The organism is Zongyangia sp., from assembly GCF_965361945.1.
In genome coordinates, this window is record NZ_CBDTOK010000037.1 from 15,871 (window position 1) to 39,915 (window position 24,045).

A 24,045-nucleotide genomic window follows, 5' to 3' on the forward strand; every position below is an offset into this window, starting at 1 on the left:
AGTATTTATTCTTTGCTTCCAATTTAAACATGGATTTTTTCTTTCTGCGAAAAATTTTCGCAGACATCATGGCAGTATGTTTTTCTTTATATATAAAAAAATGGAGCGCTTACGCGCTCCATCATTTTTTGTGTTTTGCTTATCTCTCCAGATTCTGGGCTCTGGACGGACCCACGCCCACCATCTTTACCGGGCACTCGCACAGCTCCTCCAGCCGCGCGATGTAGTCTTTGCACAGCTGAGGAAGTGCGTCAAAGGACTGGCAGCCGGTGATATCGTCGTCAAAGCCCTTGAGGGTTTCATAGACCGGCTCGCAGTTGGCCAGCTCCTCCAGGGTAGCCGGAAAGTCTTTGATGATGGTGCCGTCCGGCAGCTTATAGGCGGTGCATACCTTCAGGTCGCCAAGACCGGACAGGGTATCCAGCTTATTGATGGCAAGGCCGGTCAAACCGTTGACCCGTACTGCGTGGCGCATGATAACGCTGTCAAACCAACCGCAGCGGCGGGGACGTCCGGTGGTGGTGCCGAACTCATTGCCTTTGTTGCGGATCTTGTCCCCCATCTCATCCAACAACTCGGTGGGGAAAGGACCTTTGCCTACCCGGGTGGTGTAGGCTTTGGCTACGCCGTAGATCTGATCGATCACCGTGGGGCCTACGCCAGTTCCGGTGCAGACGCCGGCAGAAAGGGGATGGGAAGATGTGACAAAGGGATAGGTGCCGAAATCAAGATCCAGCTGGGTTCCCTGGGCCCCCTCAAAGAGCACATTTTTGCCCGCTTTGCAAGCTTCGTAGGCAAGCACTGACACATCGTCCATATAGGGTTTGAGCCGTTTGCCGTATTCAATGTATTCATCGATAATGGCGTCAACATCCATCGCTTCGGTTTCATAAACCTTGGTCAGATAGAGATTTTTGATCTCACCCACCAGTTTGGCCTTCTCCTCCAGGAGCACCGGATGGACCAGATCGTAAAACCGGATGCCGCTGCGCTCCGCTTTGTCCATGTAGCAGGGGCCGATACCGCGGCCGGTGGTGCCGATTTCCGCCTTGCCTCTGAGTTTCTCAGACAGGCCATCCAGTTTAATGTGCCAGGGCATAATAATATGAGCCCTGGGATCTATTTTCAGATTCTCACAGGTAATACCACGGGCTTTCAGGCCGTCGATCTCCTCCAGCAACACCTTTGGGTCGATGACGGTACCTGCGCCGATGAGGCACTGAGTACCCGGATAGAGAATGCCCGAGGGAATCAGGTGCAGTTTGTAGACCTCTCCCTGATTTTCCACGGTGTGGCCCGCATTGTTGCCACCCTGGGAACGCACCACTACATCGGCACGGGAAGCCAGGATGTCAATGATTTTTCCTTTGCCTTCATCGCCCCACTGGACGCCGACAACTACGCTTGCTGGCAATGGTATAACCTCATTTCATCATTTAAAATTGGCGGTTCAGCCAAAGCTGAACACACAGTTGTTATTATAGCAAATGGTCTTTGCTGAATCAACGAAAAAGCGAAAAAAACGCAGAAAATTCATAAATCTCCGCTCCTTTTCCGGAGCCAGAGAGAGTTTTCCTCCCGGCATATTACATAATCTGTCCCGCCGGTGGGAAAATAGAGACAGTTTTCTCAAAAAATACAACAGGAGATGATGGTCTGTGTCCCTGACACCCAATGAATACGAACAGCTCAACAAAAAATATTCCCCCAGCTCCCCCACCTGGAAAAACTGTCTGATGGCCTTTCTCGTCGGCGGCCTGATCTGCACCCTGGGACAGGTCATTGTCAACATCAGCCGCTCCCTAGGGCTGCCCGCTGACGAAGCCAGTACAGCCGCTTCCATCTCCCTGATCTTTCTGGCCTCCCTGCTCACCGGCCTGAATATCTTCGATAACATCGCCAAGGTAGGCGGCGCCGGCACCCTGGTGCCCATTACCGGATTTTCCAACTCCATTACCGCCCCTGCCCTGGAATTTAAAAGCGAGGGCTTTATCCTGGGACTGGGCGCCAAGATGTTTGTCATCGCCGGGCCTGTCCTTGTCTACGGCATCACCGCTTCCATTGTCTATGGCCTGATCCTCTATCTGTTCTCAATTGTATAAGGAAGGAGTTATCCATCATGCCAACCCGTATAGGACGCTATACCCTGCTGTTAAACTCCTGCCCTTCGGTGGTGGGATTTGCTGCCCTTGGCTCCAAAAAGGAAGCCCAAGGTCCCTTGGCCCGCTGCTTTGACCTGATCAACGACGACTGCACCTTCGGAGAAACCACCTGGGAAAAGGCGGAAAGCCGGATGCAGCAGCAGGTGGTCAATAAGGCCCTAGAAAAATCCAAGCTTTCCAGCGCCGACATCGACTATATCTTCGCCGGGGACCTGCTCAACCAGTGCACCGGCTCCGCCTATGGCCTGCGGGACCTGGGCATCCCTTTTCTGGGCGTCTATGGGGCCTGCTCCACCATGGCGGAAAGCCTGCTGATGGCCTCCATCTTTGTGGACGCCGGCTGCGCCTCCCGGACGGCCGCCGTGACGTCTTCCCATTTTTGCAGCGCGGAAAAACAGTTCCGTTACCCTCTGGAGTACGGCGGCCAGCGGCCTCCCTCCGCCCAATGGACGGTGACCGGCGCCGGCTGCGCCATCGTAGGCCAGTCCGATGCCCCGCCCTATATCCGGGCGGTTACCGCTGGGCGGATTGAGGATTACGGCATCAAGGACGCCAACAATATGGGGGCCGCCATGGCTCCCGCCGCCGCCTCCACCATCAAACAGTTTCTGGAGGACACCGGGACAAAGCCCAACGACTATGACCTCATCCTCACCGGGGACCTGGGGCAGATCGGTTCAGATCTCCTCTACGATCTGCTGGGCAGGGAAAACATCGACATCAGCGGTCATCATGCCGACTGTGGACTGCTCATCTACGACCGGGAAAAACAGGATGTCCACGCCGGCGGTTCCGGCTGCGGCTGTGCGGGTTCCGTCCTCTGCTCCTACATCCTCTCCCGGGTGCGGGACGGGGAGATTAAAAACATGCTCTTTATCGCCACCGGAGCTCTCCTGAGCCCCACCAGCGTACAGCAGGGACAGTCCATCCCCGGCATTGCCCATCTTGTGCATATCTCCCATACAAAGTGAGGTGAATTTGGATGGATTATATCAAAGCCTTTGTGATCGGCGGGCTGTTCTGCGTCATCGCCCAGCTGCTCATCGATAAAACCAAACTGACCCCGGCCCGGATCCTGGTCTCCTATGTGGTGGCCGGCGTGATTCTCGGCGCTTTGGGACTCTATCAGCCCTTGGTGGACTTCGCCGGCGCCGGCGCCACCGTCCCCCTGACCGGATTTGGCAATCTGCTGGCCAAAGGCGTCCACAAGGCCGTAGCGGAACAGGGGCTCTTAGGCGCTCTGACCGGTGGTATCACTGCCGCTGCCGCCGGCATCTCCGCCGCCATCTTTTTCGGCCTACTCATCGCCCTCATTTTTAAACCAAAAGAGAAATCCTAGCCTGCCGGGCGGCAGGATTCCGCCCAGGCACCTGTGCTGCAAGGGCGGTGGATTTTATCGTCCATCTGCGGCGGCAGTATACCCCATAGACAAAATATAAAAAGGACGGCGTTTCGCCGTCCTTTACTCTCCATCGTTTATATGCCGCAGTCGTTATAGTCCTTCCATTTTTCCCGATAGGCCCGCTCGCTGGCCATCCGGTAAGCAATGTACGCCACAGAGGCCACCAAGGAAAAAATGCTCAGCACCACTGTCAAGAATTTCAGCTTGTCTCTAGACATCATCTATAAAACCTCCATCCGTCAAAGATACAGAAATAGAACACAAGGTTATCTTGTCTCTATGATAAACAAAGCGGCCCTCGGTGTCAACTGGTATTTCCTGCGGTTTTGAGCGGATTGTGTCATTCCATGAAAAAAATATCCGGGAAAGTAAAAAAGCAGTTTGTATGCTGTCACTCCAGCATACATCCTGCTTTTGCGTAAGACAATATTCGCTAAAGGCTATTTTGCAGCAGCGGCATTCATCTTGCTGACAAGATGAGATTTCTTTCTGGATGCGCAATTTTTATGCATAAGCCCCTTTGCACAAGCCTGATCGATCTTTTTAACTGCCAGCTTTACGCTGTCCTGCATATCGGCCGCACCTTCCGCAGTGGCAAGCTCAGCTTTTTTGATGACGGTTTTGAGGTTGCTCTTGAGGGCTTTGTTCTGCATGGCTTTCACTGCATTGACCTTAACTCTTTTCTTTGCAGATTTAATGTTAGGCATCATTACACCTCCTTTTATAACTCGAAGACAGTACAAATTATATTAGCATTATTTTTTCAAAAAATCAACTGGTTACGCTTAGAAAATTGCGGTTTTTCCGTAAAAAACTTGATTATTTTTGCTTTTCTCCCCGTCTGGGGGACAAAGCAGCCAGAGGAGGCCCAAAATGAACTTCCGCACCGACCTCGCCATAGAGGCAAGGGAGTTTCTCACCGAAAAGGAAATTCCCGGCATCACATCACAGGACAGCCAGATCGGCAATGTCCAGGTTAGCACCATCCAGATCCATAGTCAAGAGGCCGCTCACCGGCTGCACAAGCCCATCGGTACCTACATTACCATTACAGTGGAGGCCTTTTCCGCCTCGATTACCGCGGCTGACGACGCTGTGGAGGCCGTCTGTTCCTCCCTGCGGCGGCTTTTGCGGGGGCGGGGCCTTACCTTGGTGGTGGGACTGGGCAACCACAACATTACTCCCGACGCCCTGGGGCCTTTGGTGACCGAGGGCATCCTGGCCACCCGCCACATCCAGGGGGCGGCGGCCTCTGCGGCAGGGCTGGATACTCTGGCCCCGGTGGCGGCCATCTCCCCCGGTGTTTTGGGGCAGACCGGCATGGAAACCTCAGAAATCATCGGCGCCCTGGTCGACTTTGTAAAGCCCGATCAGGTCATCGTCATCGACGCCTTGGCCGCCCAAAATCCTCAGCGCTTGGGGCGAACTGTGCAGATCTCCGATACCGGCATCTCTCCCGGCTCCGGGGTCCTCAACCGCCGCAAGGAACTGAGCCGCTCCACCCTGGGGGTGCCCGTCATCTCCATGGGGGTACCCACTGTTGTGGATTCCACCACCCTGGCCCACAGCGTTTTGGAGCAGGCGGGGGCTTCCCTTCCCCCGCCGACCTCCCAGAGCGCCATGATGGTGACGCCCCGGGACATTGACACCCTGATTTCCCGCTCGGCCAAGGTCATCTCCCTTGGCATCAACAGCGCCCTGCAACCGGATATCAGCCGGGAAGACCTAATCTATTTGACCATGTAGCCTGCCCGTCCTCGGTAAGCATACCCTTCCCCTCCTCCGCATAGAAATGATAATGGCGTTCGTTTTGTTTCCCGATCCAAAGGGAGGAGGTTATGCATTTGATGCGAAAAAGAAGGAATCGCCGTCTGGGCCGGACGGGTAAAAAAATCCTTTCCCTTTGTCTTGTGGCGGCCATTTTGGCCGTTTGCATTAAGGTAGCGGCAGTGTCCGCCCCCTATATCGAAAAATTCACCCAGCAGGCGGCGGTTCTCTCCGCGGTCCTGGGGATGCCCGACGGCGGCCTTTCCCTGATCCGCCAGCGCTTTGCCGATGAGATCGACGACGGGGAGGAGGAATCCGACCCCTATGTGACGCCGCCCTCCACCACCCAACCGGAGTCGGAATCCTCTGAGGAATCCCAGTCCGAATCCTCTTCCTCCTCAGAGTCCATCCAGGTGGAGCCGGTGCCGGAGGAAAACCGAGGCCCCATTGTGGAGCGGACCTATACCGCCCAGGCCGGCGGTATCTACATCCCTCTGGACCACGGATTCCTCAAAAATTCCACCGAACTTTCCAACAGTGACGTGCAGGCCCAGCTGGACGAGGCGTGGGATTTGGATCTCTCCACCCCGGAGGAACCTACCGTCCTTATCTACCACACCCATGCCACCGAGGCCTATGAGCCGGTGACCCGTGACTACTATGATGACAGGTATAATTCCCGCTCTACCGAGCAGGATAAAAACATGATCCGGGTGGGGGATGAAATTGCCAAACAGCTGGAGGCTGCCGGTATCGGGGTCATCCACGACACCACCCTCCACGATTACCCTTCATACAACGGCGCCTATGAGCGCAGCGCAGAGACCATTCAGAAATATTTAGATGAATACCCTTCCATCAAAATCACCATCGACGTCCACCGGGACGCTATTGAGGAAAGCGACGGCACCCGCATTGCGCCGGTGGCGGAAATCGACGGCAAAAAGGCGGCCCAGATCATGATTATTTCCGGCTGTGACGACGGCACCATGAATATGCCAAACTGGCCGGATAACCTCCGGTTTGCCGCCGCCTTTCAAAGCCAGATGGAGGCCGATTATCCGGGGCTGACCCGCCCCATCTTCTTTTGCTACCGCCTTTATAATATGAATAAGACCCCCGGCAGCCTGCTTCTGGAGTTTGGCGCCCACGGCAATTCCCTGGAGGAGGCTGTCTATTCCGGGGAGCTGTGCGGCAAGGCCTTGGCTGAGCTGATCCTATCCCAGGGGGAATAATATAAAATAAGGAAGTCAAAACACATGTCCAAAGAGCAGCTTCGCTATTTTTTTGCCAGCTTTGCCATTTCCATCCTCCTCTATCTGGGGATGATGGGCATCTTCGTCGCTGACATTCATTCCCGCGCCCGTGGCTTCGGCGATGACAACGCCCTGCTTCTGGTTGAAAGGACAGGGGAAGATCAGGCCAATATCACCTGGCTGGGCAAGGATTACACCCTGGATACCGGCATCTTTACGGATATCCGGGAAGCTGTCTACCCTTTTCGCACCCTCATCCCCATCCGCTACCGGTTTATCCCCGATCTGATCTCCTACGCCGGAGGGCTTGACTGGCAGCAGGTTCTTCCCTTTTGAATATTTCACCAAAGCGCCCATCTCTGTTGCGAAGGGCGCTTTTGTTGTGCTATAATGAGCTGTAAATCCCTTGGATTCCGCCCTGCCTAGGGGCGCTTTAGACAACGGCGAAGAGGTGATCACTGTTGCAGTATGACCGCGAACACATCCGCAACTTCTGCATTATCGCACATATAGACCACGGCAAGTCCACCCTGGCCGACCGGATGCTGGAGATGACCAGCACCGTGGCCCAGCGGGACATGGAGGACCAGATTCTGGACAACATGGAGCTGGAACGGGAAAGGGGCATTACCATCAAAGCCCGGGCCGTCCGGCTGGATTATGAGGCTAAAAACGGGGAGCATTACTGTTTTAACCTCATCGACACCCCGGGACATGTGGACTTTAACTATGAGGTTTCCCGCTCCCTGGCGGCCTGCGAAGGGGCCCTTTTGGTGGTGGACGCCTCCCAGGGCATTGAAGCCCAGACCCTGGCCAATACCTACCTTGCCATTGAGCACGACCTGGAGGTCGTGCCTATCATCAACAAAATCGATCTGCCCGCCGCAGATCCAGACCGGGTCTGCCACGAAATCGAGGACATCATCGGCATTCCCGCCCTAGATGCCCCCCGGATCTCTGCCAAGGCGGGGATCAATATCGAAGAGGTGCTGGAACGGGTGGTCACCGATATCCCCGCTCCTCAGGGGGATGACCACGCCCCTTTGAAAGCGCTGATCTTCGACTCCTATTACGACAGCTACAAAGGCGTCATCGTCTATGTCCGGGTCATGGAGGGGACGGTCCGCCCCGGCATGACCATCCGGATGATGGCTTCCGGCTCCGAGTTTACTGTGGTGGAAGCCGGCGCCATGGGGGCGACCAACCTGATTCCTCTGGAGGAGCTTTCCGCCGGACAGGTGGGATACATCACCGCCAGCATTAAAACGGTACAGGACACCACGGTGGGCGACACTGTCACCGACGCGGCAAATCCGGCGGCGGAACCCTTGCCCGGTTACCGGAAGGTCAACCCCATGGTGTTCTGCGGCATCTACCCTGCCGACGGGGCCAAATATCCGGATCTCCGGGAGGCCCTGGAAAAGCTTCAGCTCAACGACGCCTCCCTCTCCTTTGAGCCGGAAACCTCGGTGGCGTTGGGCTTCGGCTTCCGATGCGGATTTTTGGGTCTGCTCCACATGGAGATCATCCAGGAGCGGATTGAGCGGGAGTTTAATCTGGACATCATTACCACCGCTCCCAGCGTTATCTATAAGGTCATCCTCACCTCCGGGGAGACTGTCTATATCGACAACCCCACCAACTTCCCCGACCCTGCCACCATCCAGGATGCGGAGGAGCCTATGGTCGCCGCCAACATCCTGACCCCCACCGCCTATATTGGCAACATCATGGAGCTGTGTCAGGAGCGGCGAGGCGTCTACAAGGATACCAAGTATCTTGACACCGACCGGGTAGAGCTTCACTACGACCTGCCTTTGGGGGAGATTGTCTACGACTTTTTCGACGCCCTCAAGTCCAGGACCAAAGGCTATGCCTCCTTCGACTATGAGATGAAGGGCTATGTTCCCTCCCGGCTGGTGAAGCTGGACATCCTTTTAAACGGCGAGATCGTAGACGCCCTCTCCTTCATCGTCTTTGCCGACAACGCCTATCCCAGGGCCCGCCGGATCTGCGAGAAGCTCAAAGAAAATATTCCCCGCCAGATGTTTGAGGTGCCCATCCAGGCGGCCATCGGCGGCAAGATCATCGCTCGGGAGACGGTCAAAGCCATGCGCAAGGATGTATTGGCCAAGTGCTATGGCGGCGACATCACCCGAAAAAAGAAACTTCTGGAAAAACAGAAGGAAGGCAAAAAACGGATGCGCCAGCTGGGTACTGTGGAGGTTCCCCAGGAGGCCTTTATGGCTGTCCTCAAGCTGGACGACTAAATCTGTCAAAACCGGCCGCCGCGACCTGCGGCGGCCGGTTTCTCAAAGGAGGTCTTTGGATGCCCCAGCCCATCGGCATTTACATCCACGTTCCCTTCTGCCGCTCCAAATGCCCCTACTGCGATTTCTATTCTCTCCGGGGCGGCAATGAGGCAATGGATGTCTACACAGCCGCCCTGCTCCGTCATATTGCTACCGCCCCCACGGAAAAGGTGGACTCCGTTTATCTGGGAGGCGGCACCCCTACCTTGCTGGGATCTCAGCGGCTTTCCCGGATTTTGGAGGCGGTGGCCGCCCATTTCCCACTCTCTAAGGACTGTGAAATCACCGCCGAGGCCAATCCCAGAGCCGCTGAGGGGGATACCATCGCCGCCTTAGGGGCGCTGGGTTTTACCCGAGTGAGCTTTGGCATGCAGTCGGCCGTCCCCTCCGAACTGCGCCTTCTGGGCCGCCGCCACACCCGGGAAGAGGTGGCCCAGTCGGTGGAGCTGGCCCGGCAGGGCGGGATAGACAACATCTCCCTGGACGTCATGCTGGGGGTCATCGGACAGACAGCCTCCTCCCTCTCCCAAACGCTGGATTTTGCCGCCTCCCTCGGGCCCGCCCATATCTCCTCTTATATATTAAAGGTAGAGGAGGGCACCGTTTACAACTCCCCCCGCTTTCTCTCCCAAATCCCCGACGAGGATACCCAGGCCGACCTGTATCTGGCCGCGGTGGAGGGGCTTTCCTCCTTGGGCTTTCACCAGTATGAAATTTCCAACTTTGCGAAACCGGGCTATGAGAGCCGCCACAACCTGAAATACTGGCGGTGCCAGGAATATCTGGGCTTTGGCCCTGCCGCCCATTCCTACTACGGCGGCAGCCGCTTTGCCCTGCCACGGGACCTGGAATCCTTCTGTAAAGCGCCCGGCTTCGGAGACATCCCCTTTGATGGCGTCTGCGATGGGGGCGGCTTTTTCGAGGAGTTCATGCTGGGGCTGCGGCTGGCAGAGGGGATCAACCTGGATCAGCTGGGCAGCCGGTTTTCCGTTGACGTCTCCCCTTTGGAAAGGGCTTGTCCGCCCCTGGAGCGCCGGGGTCTTCTTTGTCTCAACGGACATCATCTCTCCCTGACGACGGAGGGGTTTCTCCTCTCCAACAGCATTATTTCTCATCTCTTGAATACTATCTCCTGTTAAAAAAACGCGGCCGAAAAACAGCCGCGTTTTCTTTTTTGGCAGTCTCTGTGGACGATTGCCAACATTTTTGTAAATAAACTATGAAGTCCCTTGACATACTAAAAGAGAAGTGATACATTGATAACTGTAAGATTTAGCACTCCATAATCAAGAGTGCTAAAATAGCAAAAAGAGGTGATACGCTGTGGAACTGGATAGACGGAAGATGCAAATCCTCTCAGCGATCATCGAGATTTACACCAAAACCGGTGAGCCGGTAGGCTCCAAGCTGCTGGCATCGGTGATGGATTACGCAATCTCCCCCGCAACCATCCGCAACGAAATGGCGGCGCTGTTTGAGATGGGTTATCTTGAACAGCCCCATACTTCAGCAGGGCGTGTGCCCTCCCACAAGGGATACCGGCTCTACATCAACAACCTGATGCAGACCCAGCCCCTGACCGCCGCCGAAAAGGCGGAAATCGACGCGCTCTTTAACATTCAGCACCCCGACCCCGACCAGTTGGTGGAAGATGCGGCTACGGCCCTGGCCCAAGCCACCCACTGTGTCACCGTTTCCTCCACCATGACGCCGGAGGATGTAACGGTGCGCCGGATCGACATTATCCCCTCCGGGCCCAGGACCTTGGTGGTCTTGGTCATCGCCTCCAACGGCGTGGTCAAGAGCAAGGTCTGCCGGGTGGATTTTGCCGTCACCCCCCAGGTGCTGGATTTCTTCCGGAAATATGTCAACTCCCGGTTCAGAGGCCGGTCCTTGGAAGGCGTTTCCAAGCTCTACCTTCAATCGGTGGCTGTGGCCCTGGGAGAATATTCCCGGGTGTTCACGCCGCTGCTGGTCTGTATCTTCGATCTGTGCCGGCAGATTTACGCCGGGCGCTACTACGTAGAAGGAGAAACCAATCTGCTTACCTATCAGGAGTTCACCCCTGTAGCGCACGACCTTCTGACCTTTCTCAACAAGCGGGATGAAATGCTCCGGCTCATCAACGAGGAGATGAAGGATAAAAACGTCTCCATCGGCAAAGAAGCTGGAAAATCAGAGCTTGCCGATTCCAGCATTGTCATCGCCCGCTATAATGTAGGCTCTTCCAGATCCGGCATCATTGGCATTGTGGGGCCGGTGCGGATGGATTATCCGAAACTCATCCCCCACATCCAGTATTTTGCCGACACCTTGGGACGGCTTCTCACCGAAATTTCCGAAGAGGAGGATATCCCTCCCGAGACGTCTTCATCATCCAACGAATAACATTTCACATACATCATGAAAACCGAAAGGAGACATTGACGTGGCCGAAAAGAAAAACAAGAGCCCGGAGGCCGCCGAGCAGGAAGCTGCTTCCCAGCAGGAGGCAGCGGGCACCGAGCAGGAAAGCCCTTCTCAAAGCGCCCAAGCAGAGCAGGAGGCAAAGGCTCCCGACGAAACCGAGGCCCTCAAAGAGCAGGTCAAGGATCTCAACGATAAGCTGTTGCGCTCCATGGCCGAATTTGACAACTTCCGCAAGCGTTCCCAGCGGGAAAAAGATCAGATTTATACCGACGCCAAGGCGGATACCGCAGCTCAGTTTCTGACGGTGCTGGATAATTTCGAGCGTGCCCTGGCCACCGAAAGCACCGACGAGAACTTCCGCAAGGGAGTGCAGATGATCTACGACGGACTGCTGGAAACCATCAAAAAGCTGGGAATTGAGGAGATCAATCCCACCGAGGGAGACTTTGATCCAACACTGCATCACGCGGTGATGCATGTGGACGACGATTCCCTGGGCCAGTCCCAGGTGGTAGAGGTCTTCCAGAAAGGCTACCGGATGGGCGACAAAATCCTGCGGTACGCCATGGTGAAGGTTGCAAATTAAGAAGCAAAGGCCCTGGGCCTTTCACATAAATGCAGAATATAACGAACTGAAAAGTATAGAATTCGAATGTAAGATTCGAGGAGGAATTGATTATGGGAAAAATCATCGGCATTGACTTAGGTACTACAAACTCATGTGTCGCCGTCATGGAAGGCGGCGAGGCTGTCGTCATCCCCAACGCGGAAGGCGACCGGACAACACCTTCTGTTGTCTCTTTTAAAAACGGTGAGCGTCTGGTAGGACAGGTTGCAAAACGCCAGGCCATCGCTAATCCGGATCACACTGTCAGTTCCATCAAACGCCATATGGGCTCTGACTATAAGGTAAATATTGATGGCAAAGGCTTTACTCCCCAAGAAATTTCCGCTATGATCCTGCAAAAGCTGAAGACTGACGCAGAAGCCTATCTGGGCGAAAAGGTCTATGACGCGGTTATTACCGTACCGGCTTACTTCACCGACGCACAGCGCCAGGCTACCAAGGATGCCGGCCGGATTGCCGGACTGGAAGTCAAGAGAATTATCAACGAGCCCACCGCCGCAGCACTGGCTTACGGCGTAGATAAAGAAAACGATCAGAAGATCATGGTTTACGACCTGGGCGGCGGCACCTTCGATGTCTCCATCATCGAAATGGGCGACGGCGTACAGGAAGTATTGGCCACCGCAGGCAACAACCGCTTGGGCGGCGATGACTTTGATAACCGCATTGTCAACTATCTGGCTGACCAGTTTAAGAAAGAAAACGGCATCGACCTGACCGGCGATAAAATGGCGATGCAGCGGCTGAAAGAGGCGGCGGAGAAAGCAAAAATCGAGCTTTCCAGCGTCACCCAGGCCAACATCAACCTGCCCTTTATCACCGCGGACGCCACCGGCCCGAAACACATGGATATGAACCTGACCCGGGCAAAATTCAACGAACTGACCGCTGACCTGGTGGAAGCCACCATGGGCCCGGTACGCCAGGCCCTGTCTGACTCCGGCCTGTCCGCTTCTGATCTTGACAAGATCCTGCTGGTAGGCGGTTCCACCCGTATCCCCGCTGTTCAGGAAGCAGTTCAGAAGATCACCGGCAAAGAGCCCTTCAAGGGCATCAACCCCGATGAGTGCGTCGCCATCGGCGCGGCCATCCAGGGCGGCGTCCTGGGCGGCGACGTCAAAGGCTTGCTGCTGCTGGATGTCACCCCTCTGTCCCTGGGCCTGGAAACCCTGGGCGGTGTCTTCACCAAGATCATTGACCGCAACACCACCATCCCCACCAAGAAGTCCCAGATCTTCTCCACCGCTGCTGACGGCCAGACTTCGGTTGAGGTCCATGTCCTCCAGGGTGAGCGTGAGATGGCGAAAGATAACAAGACTCTGGGTATGTTCCGTCTGGACGGTATCCCCGCAGCGCCCCGGGGTGTGCCTCAGATCGAGGTAACCTTCGACATCGACGCCAACGGCATTGTCCATGTTACCGCAAAAGATCTCGGCACCGGCAAGGAGCAGAACATCACCATTACCTCCTCCACCAACATGTCCAAGGAGGACATTGAAAAGGCAGTCAAAGAGGCTGAGCAGTATGCCGCTGAGGATAAAAAACGCCGTGAGGAAATCGATGTAAGAAACGGCGCAGACCAGATGGTCTATCAGTGTGAGAAAACCCTCACCGACCTGGGTGACAAGATCGACGCCGCCGATAAAGCGGATGTCCAGGCCAAGGTAGACGCCCTGAAAGAAGCGCTGAAGGGCACCGACCTGGAGGCTATCAAGTCCCGCCAGGATGAGCTGCAGAAAAAGTTCTATGATGTCTCCTCCAAGGTATACCAGCAGGCCCAAGCAGCCGGTCAGGCTGCAGGCGGCGCTGCCCCTGGCGCTGAGGCTCCCCACGATGACAACGTGGTGGACGCCGACTACAAAGAGGTTGACGAAGACCAGAACAAGTAATATACTAAAACAGCTGTGCGATGATAAGACTGGGCCTATACCCGGTCTTATCTTGTGCAGGCGGTTTGTGACAATTCATACGTAAGGGTGATCAATTTGCCAGAAAAGAGAGATTATTACGAAGTCCTTGGCGTCGAAAAGGGCGCCTCGGAGGACGAGATCAAAAAAGCATATCGTAAAGTTGCAAAAAAGTATCACCCGGACCTCAATCCAGGAGATAAGGAAGCAGAAGCCAAATTCAAAGAGGTTGGAGAAGCCTATGAAGTCCTCTCCAATCCTGAAAAGCGCGCGCGTTACGATCAATTCGGCCACGCCGGCGTGGACCCGTCCTATGGGGCGGGCGCAGGCGGCGCGGGAGCTTATGGCGGTGCAGGCGGCTTTGGATTTGACGATCTGGGCGATATCTTCGACAGCTTTTTCGGTGGCGGCTTCGGTGGTTTCGGCGGAGGCGGCGGTTCTCGGAACCCCAACGGACCTGTACGGGGCAACGACCTGCGCTCCTCCATTGTCCTCAGCTTTTTGGAAGCGGCCAAAGGCTGTACCAAACGGCTGAAGATTTCCCGGCTGGAAACCTGTAAAACCTGCGGCGGCACCGGCGCCAAAAATGCCGACGCCATCAAGACCTGTCCTGACTGTCACGGCTCCGGCCAGGTACGGGTGACCCAGCGGACCCCCTTCGGCGTCATCAACTCCACCCGGACCTGCTCCAAGTGCTCCGGTAAAGGAAAAATCATTTCCGATCCCTGTACGGCTTGTAACGGCTTGGGTCGGGTTCGTGTCAACAAGACCATCGAGGTCAACATCCCCGCCGGTATCGATGACGGCCAAACCTTTGCTGTATCTGGCCAGGGGGATATGGGCATCAACGGCGGGCCTGCCGGTAACCTGAACGTCAATGTCAGCGTCCGGCCCGACCCCATCTTCGACCGGGATGGCTTTGATGTTTGGTGTGAAATCCCCATCACCTTCACCCAGGCGGTCTTTGGCGACGAGGTGGTGGTTCCCACCATCGACGGCAAGGTGAAATACAGCATTCACGAAGGAACCCAGCCTGGCACCACCTTCCGGCTCAAAAATAAGGGAATCCCCCTCATCAATGGCCGGGGACGGGGCGACCAGTACGTCAAGGTCACCATCGAGGTGCCCAAGAACCTGAGCGCAAAGCAGAAGGATCTGCTCAAGCAGTTTGAGGGTGCTTCCTCTGAGAAAAACTATGAGAAACGGAAAGGTTTCTTCGATAAGCTCAAGGACGCTTGGGAAGGTAAAAGCTAAATAGTCCTATAAGTTGTCCCACGTCTAACGGGAAACTTTAACCATATTCCCATATCCCGGGAATTTGAAACAATGAAAGGCTCCGTGAAAAAATACACGGAGCTTTTTTATTTCCGTTTACAGATTGAAATAGGAGCTTTCAAAACATTCCACCCATGTTTTTGTCCCGGCCGGAAAGAGTCTAAGGCCAGCCCCCTCGGCAACGCTCCATCGGCTTTTTGAATATTCAAAAAGTATTCACAGTTTTATCTTATGAAAGATAAAACTGTAATCTATAATCTAACCTAGTTAGTTTTTTGAGGGGAGGTCCTTTTATGGCTACCCAAGCGCAGATTGAAGCCATGCTCCATAAGCTGGAGCAATTTCATCCTACTGCTTTTTTCAAACGGATGGATGAAACCCAAGCAGGCATTGGAGCGGTGCTCCGGCTGCTTGATGAGTCTAATGAAACTATCACCGCGGGGAAGATCAGTGACATTCTGAATATCAGTACAGCGAGGGTGGCAGTTTTAATAAAAAAGATGGTAGCAAGAGGATTGATCACCAAGGAACACGATGTGTCTGACGCCCGTGTTACCATCGTGAAACTTACTCCTTTGGGAAAACAGCTCATCTTCAAGATGCGGCAGGATCTGTATCAGCAGATGGGACGCATCATTGACCAGATTGGGGAAAAACGCCTGTTGGAATTTATCGACACATTTCATGAGATCCGGAAGATCGTAAGTCCTCCGGAAATCGGCTAATTGGAAGGCTCTCGAATTTCGCCTTTCCCTCCTTTCCAATTATTCTCTCCATTTTATTCGCATGAAGTAAATGTAAGAAGGAGTGCAGTCCATGCTCAAGATTTTTAAAAATCTTAGAAAAAGGGAATGGTCACTTGTTGCCCTCTCCCTTGTCTTCATCGTCATCCAGGTATGGCTGGATCTGAAAACGCCCGAATACATGGCGGAAATCACCACCTTGGTGCAAACGGAAGGAAGCGCCATGGCGGATGTCCTTATTGCTGGCGGCCAAATGCTGCTATGCGCGCTGGGGAGCCTCATCTCATCTGTGGCGACCGCTGTCTGCGCCGCCAGTATCGCTTCCTCCTTCGGTGGAATTCTCCGGGGGAAGCTGTTCAGCAAGGTCCAATCTTTCTCCATGGAAGAGATCGGCCATTTTTCTACCGCCAGCCTAATCACCCGCTCCACCAACGATGTTACGCAGATTCAGATGCTCATCGCCATGGGTCTGCAGATGCTGGTCAAGGCGCCCATTATGGCTGTGTGGGCCGTATGTAAGATTGCCGACAAACAGTGGCAGTGGACCCTTTCCACGGCAGCGGCAGTGGTGATACTGCTCATCATCGTCGGCATCTGCCTGCTTTTGGCCACACCAAAATTCCGGAAGATGCAGAAACTCACCGACGATGTAAACCGTGTGACCAGAGAGAACCTAACAGGCCTTCGGGTTGTCCGTGCTTACAACGCAGAAGACTACCAAGAATCAAAGTTTGATCGTGCCAACACAGCCCTGACAAAAAATCAGCTTTTTGCCCAGCGCACCATGGCCTTTTTGCTGCCCAGTATCCAGATGGTAATGAGCGGTCTCTCCCTCGCCATCTATTGGATTGGCGCAGTGCTCATCGACCAGGCCGGGATGCAGGGAAAGCTCACCCTGTTCTCTGACATGATGGTGTTCTCTCAATACGCCATCCAGGTTGTCATGTCCTTTATGATGCTGGTGGTCATCTTTGTCATCCTTCCCCGTGCCTCTGTCGCCGCCAGACGTATCCAGGAGGTACTGGATACCCACCCCACCATCGTGGATGGAACAAGGACAGAGGGGCAGCAAGGCGTCACCGGCGAAGTGGAGTTTAAAAATGTATCCTTCCACTATCCCGACGCTGAAGAATGCGTGCTGAAAAACATTACGTTTACCGCCCACAAAGGGGAAACGGTGGCCTTGATCGGCTCTACCGGTTGCGGAAAAAGTACCGTCATCAACTTGGTTCCCCGTTTTTACGACGCGACCGAGGGGCAGGTTTTGGTAGACGGCGTTGACGTCCGGGAGTATTCCCAGAAAGCCCTGCGCAACAAAATCGGTTACGTTTCCCAGAAGGCCACCCTGTTTTCTGGCAGCATCCGCTCCAATGTGGCCTATGGCGACAACGGCCGAAAACCGGCTTCCCTTGACCAGGTCAAAGAAGCCGTCGCCACGGCGCAGGCAAGCGAATTTGTAGAACAGATGGACAACAGTTATGACGGTTATGTGGCGCAGGGAGGCTCCAACCTTTCCGGAGGCCAGAAACAAAGGATTTCCATTGCCCGGGCCATCGCGAGAAAGCCTGAAATCCTTATCTTTGACGATTCCTTCTCGGCACTGGACTATAAGACGGACCGGGTCCTGCGAAGCGCCTTGGACAAAGAGTGCAAGGATGTAACACGTATCGTTGTGGCCCAGCGGATTGGAACCATCCGGGACGCGGATAAGATTATCGTCCTGGATGAAGGCAAAATTGCCGGTATGGGCAAACATCAAGAGCTGATGGAAAACTGTGAAGTTTACCAGCAGATTGCCCTGTCCCAGCTCTCAAAGGAGGAATTGGCGTAATGGAACATAAAGGCTATCAAACGGGCCAGCACCAAGTCAGGCATCATGGCCCGGCAGGCGGGCCGAGAATGGCCAGAGGCGGAGAAAAGGCCAAGGACTTCATCGGCACCTGGAAAAAACTGCTCGGTTACTGCCGCAGATATAGGGCGGCCATTGTCATCGCTCTGATCTGCGCGGGGATCGGAACCATCCTCACCTTGATGGGACCGGATAAGCTGTCGGATATGACCGACACCATCACGGCGGGAATCTCACCCAACACAGAAAAAATGGAAGAAATCGCCCAGACCATTTCACAAAACCTAACAGACAATACCCAAACCGTTATGGACGCCATTGCCGCTAACATCAGCGATGAAGAGAAGCTAAGCCAAAAGGCAGCCGATATTCTGAGTTCTCCGGATCTGACGGAGCAAGAAAAGCAGGCTTTTCAGGAAGTGATGGCGAATATGAGCTCGGAAGCGGAGGGAGCCAATGCGGCAGCACAACTTCTATCCCTGCCCAATTCTGTGCTGGAAGTCCTGATCGATGACATCCAGGTGGATGGGGCCAGCATTTCGGCGGCGGATCAGTTAGCGGCCCTGTCCCTTCTTGGGAACATAGATGGAAGCGATGAAACTGCCGTTCAGAGCGCTTTGGGCCAGCTGCCGGAGCCTGTCCAAAGTGCGTTGTTCCAGGATATAACCGTTGACGGCGTCACCATCACTAGCGCAGACCAACTTTCCATGATGGAAACTCTCTCCCAAGTGGACCCTGAGGATTCCGCTGCTGCGTTAGAAGCCATGGATCGCCTTCCAGAGTCGGTCTACAGCCTGGTAAAACCCTCCATTGACATGGATAAAGTCCTGCAAATTGGTCTGCTTCTGGTTTCCTTCTATGCCCTCAGCTACATCCTCTCCGCTACCCAGGGCTGGATCATGTCCACCATTACCCAGCGGGTTTCTAAGGAAATGCGTTCCAACATCTCCCGGAAGATCAACAAACTGCCCATGTGGTTTTATAACCGCACCACCACCGGCGATGTCCTTTCCCGAGTGACAAACGATGTGGACACCATTGGCCAGTCCCTTAACCAGAGCATCGGCACCCTGATTTCCTCTGTCATCCTTTTTCTCGGCAGCTTGGTGATGATGCTGGTTACAGACGCCCGGCTGGCCTTGACCGCTATTCTGGCCAGCCTCCTGGGATTTGTCATCATGTTTGCCATTATGGGCCGAAGCCAAAAATATTTTGCCCGTCAACAGAAGCATTTGGGTGAAATCAACGGGCATATTGAGGAAATCTATTCCGGCCATACCGTTGTCAAAGCCTATAACGGAGAGGCAGCGGCCCAAGAGGCCTTCGATGAAATGAACAAAAATCTCTGCAAGAGCAACTTCAAAGCCCAGTGCCTGTCGGGTATGATGATGCCTATTATGAGCTTTATCGGAAATTTCGGCTATGTTGCCGTCTGCGTCGTAGGCGGAGCCATGGCATTAAACGGCTCCATCAGCTTCGGCGTAATCGTCGCCTTTATGATGTATGTCCGCTACTTTACCCAGCCGCTGTCCCAGATGGCCCAGGCGGTGCAGTCCCTCCAGTCCGCCGCGGCAGCCGGCGAACGTGTATTTGAGTTTCTCGAGGCCGAGGAGATGGAGGATGAAAGTGGAAAAATTCAGAAGCTGGAGAATGTCAAAGGCGACGTTGCCTTCGACCATGTCAAATTCGGCTATGAGGATTCGGATAGCATCGTTATCCACGATTTCTCCGCCGAGGCAAAACCAGGCCAGAAGGTGGCCATTGTCGGCCCCACCGGCGCGGGAAAAACCACCCTGGTCAACCTGCTCATGCGTTTCCATGAGATTCAGGGCGGCGAAATCCGTATCGACGGAGTTTCCACCAAAAAGATGACCCGGGAAGCGGTGCATTCCCTGTTCTGCATGGTGCTGCAGGACACATGGCTCTTTGAAGGGACCGTCCGGGAAAACCTGATCTACTGCACCCAAGGCGCCAGCGATGAAAAGATGGAGGAAGCTTGCAAGGCTGTGGGACTGGATCATTTTATCCGCACCCTGCCCAAAGGTTACGACACCGTTCTCAATGACCAGGTAAACCTGTCCCAGGGGCAGAAACAGCAGCTCACCATTGCCCGTGCTATGATCGCGGATAAACCCATGCTGATTTTGGATGAAGCGACCTCATCGGTGGATACCCGCACTGAGCAGCAAATCCAGTCGGCTATGGATCAATTAATGGAAAACCGCACCTCCTTCGTGATTGCCCACCGTCTTTCCACCATCAAGAATTCTGATCTGATTCTGGTGCTGAAGGATGGAGATATTATCGAAAGCGGCAACCATGAAGAGCTTCTCAGCAAAGGGGGCTTCTACGCAGAACTTTACAACAGCCAGTTCGATCAAGCATCTTAAAAAAGGGGGATTCAAAATGAAATGCAGGTATATTACAATTGAAAGAGAGTACGGCAGCGGCGGTACTTCTATTGCCCATCTGCTTTCTGAGCAGACCGGCGTTCCGTGTTATGGCAGAGAAATTCTGGAAAAGGTTGCGAGGGAGCAGAATGTCTCCATGGACAGAATGCAGAGCTATGAGGAGTCGGTGACCAACAGTTTTCTCTATTCTCTTTACATGATGTCCCAGACGGCAGCAGTGAGCAATGATATGCTGACAAAGGATGGCCATATCTATGTGGCTGAGCAAACCGCGATTCAGCAGCTTGCCGCCAAAGGCCCTGCCATTTTCCTTGGCCACTGCGCCTGTGAAGCGCTGAAAGACCGCAAAGGGGTTGTCAATGTATTTATCCGCTGCACAGATGAACAGGCCAAGCGGCAGCGGATTATGGTGGACTATCAAGTCCCCGCGGCGCAGGTAGATACCTTCAAACGGAAGTTTGACAAAAAGCGCGCAAATTACTATCATGCCAACACCTCAAAAAAGTGGGATGATCTCAAAAATTACGACATTGTCTTGGACAGCGGCACCCTGGGTATTGAAGGCTGTGTCAACGCGCTCAAATCCCTCATAGGGTAAAAGCTGTAGAACCGAATATATGCACGAAAAAGGGCCGTCCGTTGGCCAGATCAACGGACAGCCCTTTTCTTTTTCAAAAAATTTTTTCTCCCCCGGCAATGGGGAAAAAGCCCATAACTGCGCAATTGTTTCCTTTTGGTAACCGTCCAATTGTTTCCTCCCGGTAACTATACCACAATAAAGTGCGTACTTTACGGTCAAAATCCCTCTGGGTATAATATAGACAAGAGCTAAGGAACCCGGCCGGTCCAAAGCACATGACAAGATTCGTTGCACGCATCCAGACTGATGCGGCAGCACAAAAGGAGGAACCTTAGATGAAAATCGCAGTAATTTGTGCAAACGGAAAAGCAGGCAAACTGATTGTAAAAGAGGCTGTCAGCCGGGGACTTGATGTGACCGCGGTTGTTCGGGAAGAGAACCAGACACAGGCACAATCTGTACTGAAAAAGGATCTGTTTGATCTGACCTCTTCCGACCTGAAAGGATTTGATGTGGTCATCGACGCATTTGGCGCCTGGACAGAGGAAACCCTGCCCCAACACAGCACCTCTCTGGCCCATCTGTGCGATATCCTTTCCGGTACCGATACCCGGCTATTGGTGGTAGGAGGCGCCGGCAGTCTCTACGTCAACCCCGAGCACACCGCCTACGTGGCCGACGGTCCGGATTTCCCCGATGCTTTTAAGCCCTTGGCGGCAGCTATGGCAAAGGCTCTGGGAGAGCTTCGCAAGAGATCCGACGTTAAATGGACCTATCTGAGCCCGGCTGCTGACTTCCAGGCCGACGGCCCCCGCACAGGAAAGTACATCCTGGGCGGCGAGGAACTGACGCTAAACACCAAAGGGGAAAGCGTCATCAGCTATGCGGACTACGCCATCGCAATGATCGATGAGGCTGTCAGCGGCGGCAACATCCAAAAGCGGATCAGCGTTGTCGTCCAGTAAGACGAAGGTCTTCATTGATAAAGAAAGCCACGCAAAGGGGTTCTTTGCGTGGCTTTCCCAAGTTTGAGTCAGGAGAGGTAAACCATGGATTATTTGAAGTTTTTACAGCAGGAGATTCACACAACCGTCGCCGCCACCGTCGATGACGACGGTCTTCCGGTCACCTGCGCCATCGACATCATGGACGCGGACGAAAACGGCCTGTACTTTCTCACAGCCAAGGGAAAGGGATTTTATCACCGGCTCAAAACTCAGGGATACCTGGCGCTGACCGGCATGAAGGGCCGGGACACCCTGTCCTGCGTGGCGGTGTCGGTCCGGGGCAAAATCCGGGAGCTGGGGGAGGCGCCCCTGCCCCGCCTACTTCAAAAGAACCCCTATATGAAGGAAATCTATCCGACGGCGGAGTCCCAAAAGGCGCTGACAGTGTTCCAGCTCTTCGAGGGTACCGGCGAGTGGTTTGACCTTTCCCAAAAGCCTATTCAAAGGTTTTCTTTCTCCATCGGCCAGAGGAAGTCGGAAAAAGAAGGCTTTCGGATTACAGACGCTTGTACCGGCTGCCGGGCCTGTGAGGAGGTATGTCCCCAAAATTGCATCGACTTTGGCTTTCTTCCCGCGGTTATTCAGCAGGAACACTGCTTACACTGCGGCAACTGCCAGCAAGTCTGTCCCCAAAACGCGGTGATCCGGGAGGGAGCAAGATGACACAGGCAGAAAGACGGCGCTACCTCATCCAAGCGCTGCTCGAAGAGCGTCCCGAATATGCTGATATCCAGGTCCCACCGGACGTGCCGGAGCAAAAACGCCTGCTTCGCTCCCTTTTCAATGTACGCATGCCCCGGCCTATCAGCGAAGATTTTTTGAAGATGCAGGACGCCTACCTCCAGGAGGAAATCCGGCGCAAAGGCATAACCGGACTTGACAGCCTTCATCCGGTGCGGGAGGGCATCTATCTCTGGCAGGGGGACATTACCACCCTGCGCTGCGACGCCATCGTCAACGCCGCCAACAGCGGGATGCTGGGCTGCTTTGTCCCCTGCCACGGCTGCATTGACAATGCCATCCATACCTTTGCTGGGGTACAGCTGCGGCTGGCGTGCGCCCGCATCATGGATGAGCAGGGACGGCAGGAGGAAACCGGCGGGGCAAAGCTGACGCCGGCCTTTAACCTGCCCTGCCGCTATATCCTGCACACGGTGGGGCCCATTGTCAGCGGCCGGCTCACCCAGCGGGACTGTGACCTGCTGGCCTCCTGCTATCGCTCCTGCCTGGAGCTTGCGGAGGAAAAACACATCAAAAGCGTCGCTTTCTGCTGCATCTCCACCGGGGAATTTCACTTTCCCAACCAGCAGGCGGCGGAAATCGCGGTCAATACAGTCATGGAGTTCAAAGAAAAAACTCCCAGCAATATGGAGGTGATCTTTAATGTTTTCAAGGATGTGGACGCAGCCATCTACCGAGCCTTACTCCAGCAAAATTGAACGGTTAAGGGTTGCGTTGGCAGGTGCAGACGCGGTGATTATCGGCGCCGGCGCGGGCATGTCTACCTCCGCCGGCTTGACCTATGACGGGGAGCGGTTCCGGCGGCTTTTTTCCGACTTTGAGGAAAAATGTGGATTTCACGACATGTATTCCGGCGGATTCTATCCCTTCCCCACCCTGGAGGAACAGTGGGCCTATTGGAGCCGGTTTATTATGGCCAACCGCTACACAGATCCGCCCAAGCCAGTGTATGAAAGGCTGCTCCAGCTTCTCAAGGACAAGGATTACTTCGTCATCACCACCAATGTGGACCACTGCTTCCAGAAGGCGGGGATTGACCGTCACCGGCTGTTCTACACCCAGGGAGATTACGGCCTGTGGCAGTGTTCCAAGCCCTGCCACAATAAAACCTACGACAACGCGGATGTTGTCCGCCAGATGGTGGAGGCCCAAGGCTTTCAGATCACAGAAGAGGGGTTAAAACTGCCTGCCGGCAACCCGCCAAAGATGTCTGTTCCCACCGATCTGATCCCCCATTGCCCCCTATGCGGCGCTCCCATGGCCATGAACCTGCGGGCCGACAATACATTTGTGGAGGATGAGGGATGGCACCGGGCGGCCCAGCGCTACGAGAACTTTCTGCGCACAAGACAGGGGCAGCGCGTCCTATTCCTGGAGCTGGGGGTGGGCTACAACACCCCGGTCATCATCAAATATCCCTTCTGGCAGATGACGGCGAAAAATCCCAAGGCCACCTACGCCTGTGTCAATTTTGGCGACGCCCTCTGTCCCCGGGACATTGAAAAGCAGTCTATCTGCCTTGACGCGGATATCGGGGATGTGCTGAGCCAAATCGCTGGCCAGCCCTTCTCTCCTGGACTGGGAACCTAACATAGA

Annotated in this window: 23 protein-coding genes; 20 read left to right on the forward strand and 3 right to left on the reverse strand. The window is 54.5% G+C overall.

All coding sequences use genetic code 11. The annotated features are described in order from the left end of the window. Window positions 1–139: 139 nt before the first annotated feature. Entirely contained in the window at window positions 140–1,414 is a 1,275-nt protein-coding gene (locus tag ACZ25G_RS02200; RefSeq protein ID WP_191482101.1) for an adenylosuccinate synthase, read from the reverse strand. Between the two features lie 244 nt (window positions 1,415–1,658). On the opposite strand from ACZ25G_RS02200, the gene spoVAC reads away from it, so the two are divergent. The 3 genes from spoVAC to spoVAE are packed head-to-tail and all read left to right on the forward strand — an operon-like array spanning window position 1,659 to window position 3,501. Further along, the gene (gene spoVAC / locus ACZ25G_RS02205) at window positions 1,659–2,102 is read left to right on the forward strand and encodes a stage V sporulation protein AC (RefSeq protein ID WP_191482100.1); all 444 of its coding nucleotides are present in this window, start codon (window positions 1,659–1,661) and stop codon (window positions 2,100–2,102) included. Between the two features lie 17 nt (window positions 2,103–2,119). Beyond that, entirely contained in the window at window positions 2,120–3,133 is a 1,014-nt protein-coding gene (gene spoVAD / locus ACZ25G_RS02210; protein ID WP_463681389.1) for a stage V sporulation protein AD, read from the forward strand. Window positions 3,134–3,144: 11 nt separating this feature from the next. After that, window positions 3,145–3,501 carry a stage V sporulation protein AE gene (gene spoVAE, locus ACZ25G_RS02215; RefSeq protein WP_463681390.1) on the forward strand — a complete coding sequence of 119 codons (357 nt, stop codon included), beginning with the start codon at window positions 3,145–3,147 and terminating at the stop codon, window positions 3,499–3,501. Between the two features lie 137 nt (window positions 3,502–3,638). Here spoVAE and ACZ25G_RS02220 read toward each other — a convergent pair whose 3' ends face one another. Together ACZ25G_RS02220 and rpsT are read right to left on the reverse strand one after the other, a co-directional pair. Beyond that, a complete protein-coding gene (locus ACZ25G_RS02220; RefSeq protein WP_463681391.1) occupies window positions 3,639–3,785 on the reverse strand; it encodes a hypothetical protein in 147 nt (48 codons plus the stop codon). Between the two features lie 219 nt (window positions 3,786–4,004). Then, window positions 4,005–4,271 (reverse strand): 30S ribosomal protein S20, encoded by a 267-nt coding sequence (rpsT, locus tag ACZ25G_RS02225; RefSeq protein ID WP_191482095.1) that lies wholly within the window; start codon window positions 4,269–4,271, stop codon window positions 4,005–4,007. Between the two features lie 166 nt (window positions 4,272–4,437). Between rpsT and gpr the strand changes: the two genes are divergently transcribed. The 17 genes from gpr to ACZ25G_RS02310 all read left to right on the forward strand — a co-directional run bounded on the left by gpr (window position 4,438) and on the right by ACZ25G_RS02310 (window position 24,039). Beyond that, the gene (gene gpr, locus ACZ25G_RS02230) at window positions 4,438–5,310 is read left to right on the forward strand and encodes a GPR endopeptidase (protein ID WP_463681392.1); all 873 of its coding nucleotides are present in this window, start codon (window positions 4,438–4,440) and stop codon (window positions 5,308–5,310) included. Window positions 5,311–5,411: 101 nt separating this feature from the next. Next, complete coding sequence (gene spoIIP, locus ACZ25G_RS02235) at window positions 5,412–6,566, forward strand: stage II sporulation protein P (protein ID WP_463681393.1); 1,155 nt, start codon at window positions 5,412–5,414, stop codon at window positions 6,564–6,566. 24 nt (window positions 6,567–6,590) lie between these two features. Next, the gene (locus ACZ25G_RS02240; RefSeq protein WP_463681394.1) at window positions 6,591–6,923 is read left to right on the forward strand and encodes a hypothetical protein; all 333 of its coding nucleotides are present in this window, start codon (window positions 6,591–6,593) and stop codon (window positions 6,921–6,923) included. Window positions 6,924–7,048: 125 nt separating this feature from the next. After that, on the forward strand, window positions 7,049–8,857 hold the full coding sequence (gene lepA, locus ACZ25G_RS02245; RefSeq protein WP_463681395.1) for a translation elongation factor 4: 1,809 nt from the start codon (window positions 7,049–7,051) through the stop codon (window positions 8,855–8,857). 59 nt (window positions 8,858–8,916) lie between these two features. Beyond that, window positions 8,917–10,038 (forward strand): radical SAM family heme chaperone HemW, encoded by a 1,122-nt coding sequence (hemW, locus tag ACZ25G_RS02250; RefSeq protein WP_463681396.1) that lies wholly within the window; start codon window positions 8,917–8,919, stop codon window positions 10,036–10,038. A 184-nt stretch (window positions 10,039–10,222) separates the two neighbouring features. After that, complete coding sequence (gene hrcA / locus ACZ25G_RS02255) at window positions 10,223–11,287, forward strand: heat-inducible transcriptional repressor HrcA (protein WP_463681397.1); 1,065 nt, start codon at window positions 10,223–10,225, stop codon at window positions 11,285–11,287. 40 nt (window positions 11,288–11,327) lie between these two features. Further along, entirely contained in the window at window positions 11,328–11,894 is a 567-nt protein-coding gene (gene grpE / locus ACZ25G_RS02260; RefSeq protein WP_463681398.1) for a nucleotide exchange factor GrpE, read from the forward strand. 92 nt (window positions 11,895–11,986) lie between these two features. After that, entirely contained in the window at window positions 11,987–13,825 is a 1,839-nt protein-coding gene (gene dnaK, locus ACZ25G_RS02265; protein ID WP_463681399.1) for a molecular chaperone DnaK, read from the forward strand. Between the two features lie 96 nt (window positions 13,826–13,921). Next, window positions 13,922–15,097, forward strand: a complete 1,176-nt coding sequence (gene dnaJ / locus ACZ25G_RS02270) for a molecular chaperone DnaJ (protein WP_191482086.1) — start codon at window positions 13,922–13,924, stop codon at window positions 15,095–15,097. Between the two features lie 314 nt (window positions 15,098–15,411). Continuing rightward, entirely contained in the window at window positions 15,412–15,843 is a 432-nt protein-coding gene (locus ACZ25G_RS02275) for a MarR family winged helix-turn-helix transcriptional regulator (protein ID WP_342680614.1), read from the forward strand. Window positions 15,844–15,934: 91 nt separating this feature from the next. Next, entirely contained in the window at window positions 15,935–17,692 is a 1,758-nt protein-coding gene (locus ACZ25G_RS02280; RefSeq protein ID WP_342680615.1) for an ABC transporter ATP-binding protein, read from the forward strand. A gap of 668 nt (window positions 17,693–18,360) precedes the next feature. Further along, window positions 18,361–20,100 (forward strand): ABC transporter ATP-binding protein, encoded by a 1,740-nt coding sequence (locus ACZ25G_RS02285; protein ID WP_463681411.1) that lies wholly within the window; start codon window positions 18,361–18,363, stop codon window positions 20,098–20,100. A 16-nt stretch (window positions 20,101–20,116) separates the two neighbouring features. Beyond that, complete coding sequence (locus ACZ25G_RS02290; RefSeq protein WP_191482083.1) at window positions 20,117–20,719, forward strand: cytidylate kinase-like family protein; 603 nt, start codon at window positions 20,117–20,119, stop codon at window positions 20,717–20,719. Window positions 20,720–21,036: 317 nt separating this feature from the next. After that, complete coding sequence (locus ACZ25G_RS02295) at window positions 21,037–21,666, forward strand: NAD(P)-dependent oxidoreductase (RefSeq protein ID WP_463681400.1); 630 nt, start codon at window positions 21,037–21,039, stop codon at window positions 21,664–21,666. An 84-nt stretch (window positions 21,667–21,750) separates the two neighbouring features. Further along, window positions 21,751–22,371, forward strand: a complete 621-nt coding sequence (locus ACZ25G_RS02300) for a 4Fe-4S binding protein (RefSeq protein ID WP_463681401.1) — start codon at window positions 21,751–21,753, stop codon at window positions 22,369–22,371. Then, window positions 22,368–23,147, forward strand: coding sequence for a protein-ADP-ribose hydrolase (locus ACZ25G_RS02305; RefSeq protein WP_463681402.1), 780 nt, complete (start codon window positions 22,368–22,370; stop codon window positions 23,145–23,147). Before ACZ25G_RS02300 ends, ACZ25G_RS02305 begins: the two co-directional genes overlap by 4 nt. Continuing rightward, window positions 23,104–24,039, forward strand: coding sequence for an SIR2 family NAD-dependent protein deacylase (locus ACZ25G_RS02310; protein ID WP_463681403.1), 936 nt, complete (start codon window positions 23,104–23,106; stop codon window positions 24,037–24,039). Before ACZ25G_RS02305 ends, ACZ25G_RS02310 begins: the two co-directional genes overlap by 44 nt. Window positions 24,040–24,045: the final 6 nt, after the last annotated feature.

Coding starts and splice junctions, on each gene's coding strand:
- spoVAD (WP_463681389.1), top strand. CDS start 2,120: ATGCCAACCCGTATAGGACGCTATACCCTGCTGTTAAACTCCTGCCCT.
- spoVAE (WP_463681390.1), top strand. CDS start 3,145: ATGGATTATATCAAAGCCTTTGTGATCGGCGGGCTGTTCTGCGTCATC.
- ACZ25G_RS02220 (WP_463681391.1), bottom strand. CDS start 3,785: ATGATGTCTAGAGACAAGCTGAAATTCTTGACAGTGGTGCTGAGCATT.
- rpsT (WP_191482095.1), bottom strand. CDS start 4,271: ATGCCTAACATTAAATCTGCAAAGAAAAGAGTTAAGGTCAATGCAGTG.
- gpr (WP_463681392.1), top strand. CDS start 4,438: ATGAACTTCCGCACCGACCTCGCCATAGAGGCAAGGGAGTTTCTCACC.
- spoIIP (WP_463681393.1), top strand. CDS start 5,412: ATGCGAAAAAGAAGGAATCGCCGTCTGGGCCGGACGGGTAAAAAAATC.
- ACZ25G_RS02240 (WP_463681394.1), top strand. CDS start 6,591: ATGTCCAAAGAGCAGCTTCGCTATTTTTTTGCCAGCTTTGCCATTTCC.
- hemW (WP_463681396.1), top strand. CDS start 8,917: ATGCCCCAGCCCATCGGCATTTACATCCACGTTCCCTTCTGCCGCTCC.
- dnaK (WP_463681399.1), top strand. CDS start 11,987: ATGGGAAAAATCATCGGCATTGACTTAGGTACTACAAACTCATGTGTC.
- ACZ25G_RS02275 (WP_342680614.1), top strand. CDS start 15,412: ATGGCTACCCAAGCGCAGATTGAAGCCATGCTCCATAAGCTGGAGCAA.
- ACZ25G_RS02280 (WP_342680615.1), top strand. CDS start 15,935: ATGCTCAAGATTTTTAAAAATCTTAGAAAAAGGGAATGGTCACTTGTT.
- ACZ25G_RS02290 (WP_191482083.1), top strand. CDS start 20,117: ATGAAATGCAGGTATATTACAATTGAAAGAGAGTACGGCAGCGGCGGT.
- ACZ25G_RS02295 (WP_463681400.1), top strand. CDS start 21,037: ATGAAAATCGCAGTAATTTGTGCAAACGGAAAAGCAGGCAAACTGATT.
- ACZ25G_RS02300 (WP_463681401.1), top strand. CDS start 21,751: ATGGATTATTTGAAGTTTTTACAGCAGGAGATTCACACAACCGTCGCC.
- ACZ25G_RS02305 (WP_463681402.1), top strand. CDS start 22,368: ATGACACAGGCAGAAAGACGGCGCTACCTCATCCAAGCGCTGCTCGAA.
- ACZ25G_RS02310 (WP_463681403.1), top strand. CDS start 23,104: ATGTGGACGCAGCCATCTACCGAGCCTTACTCCAGCAAAATTGAACGG.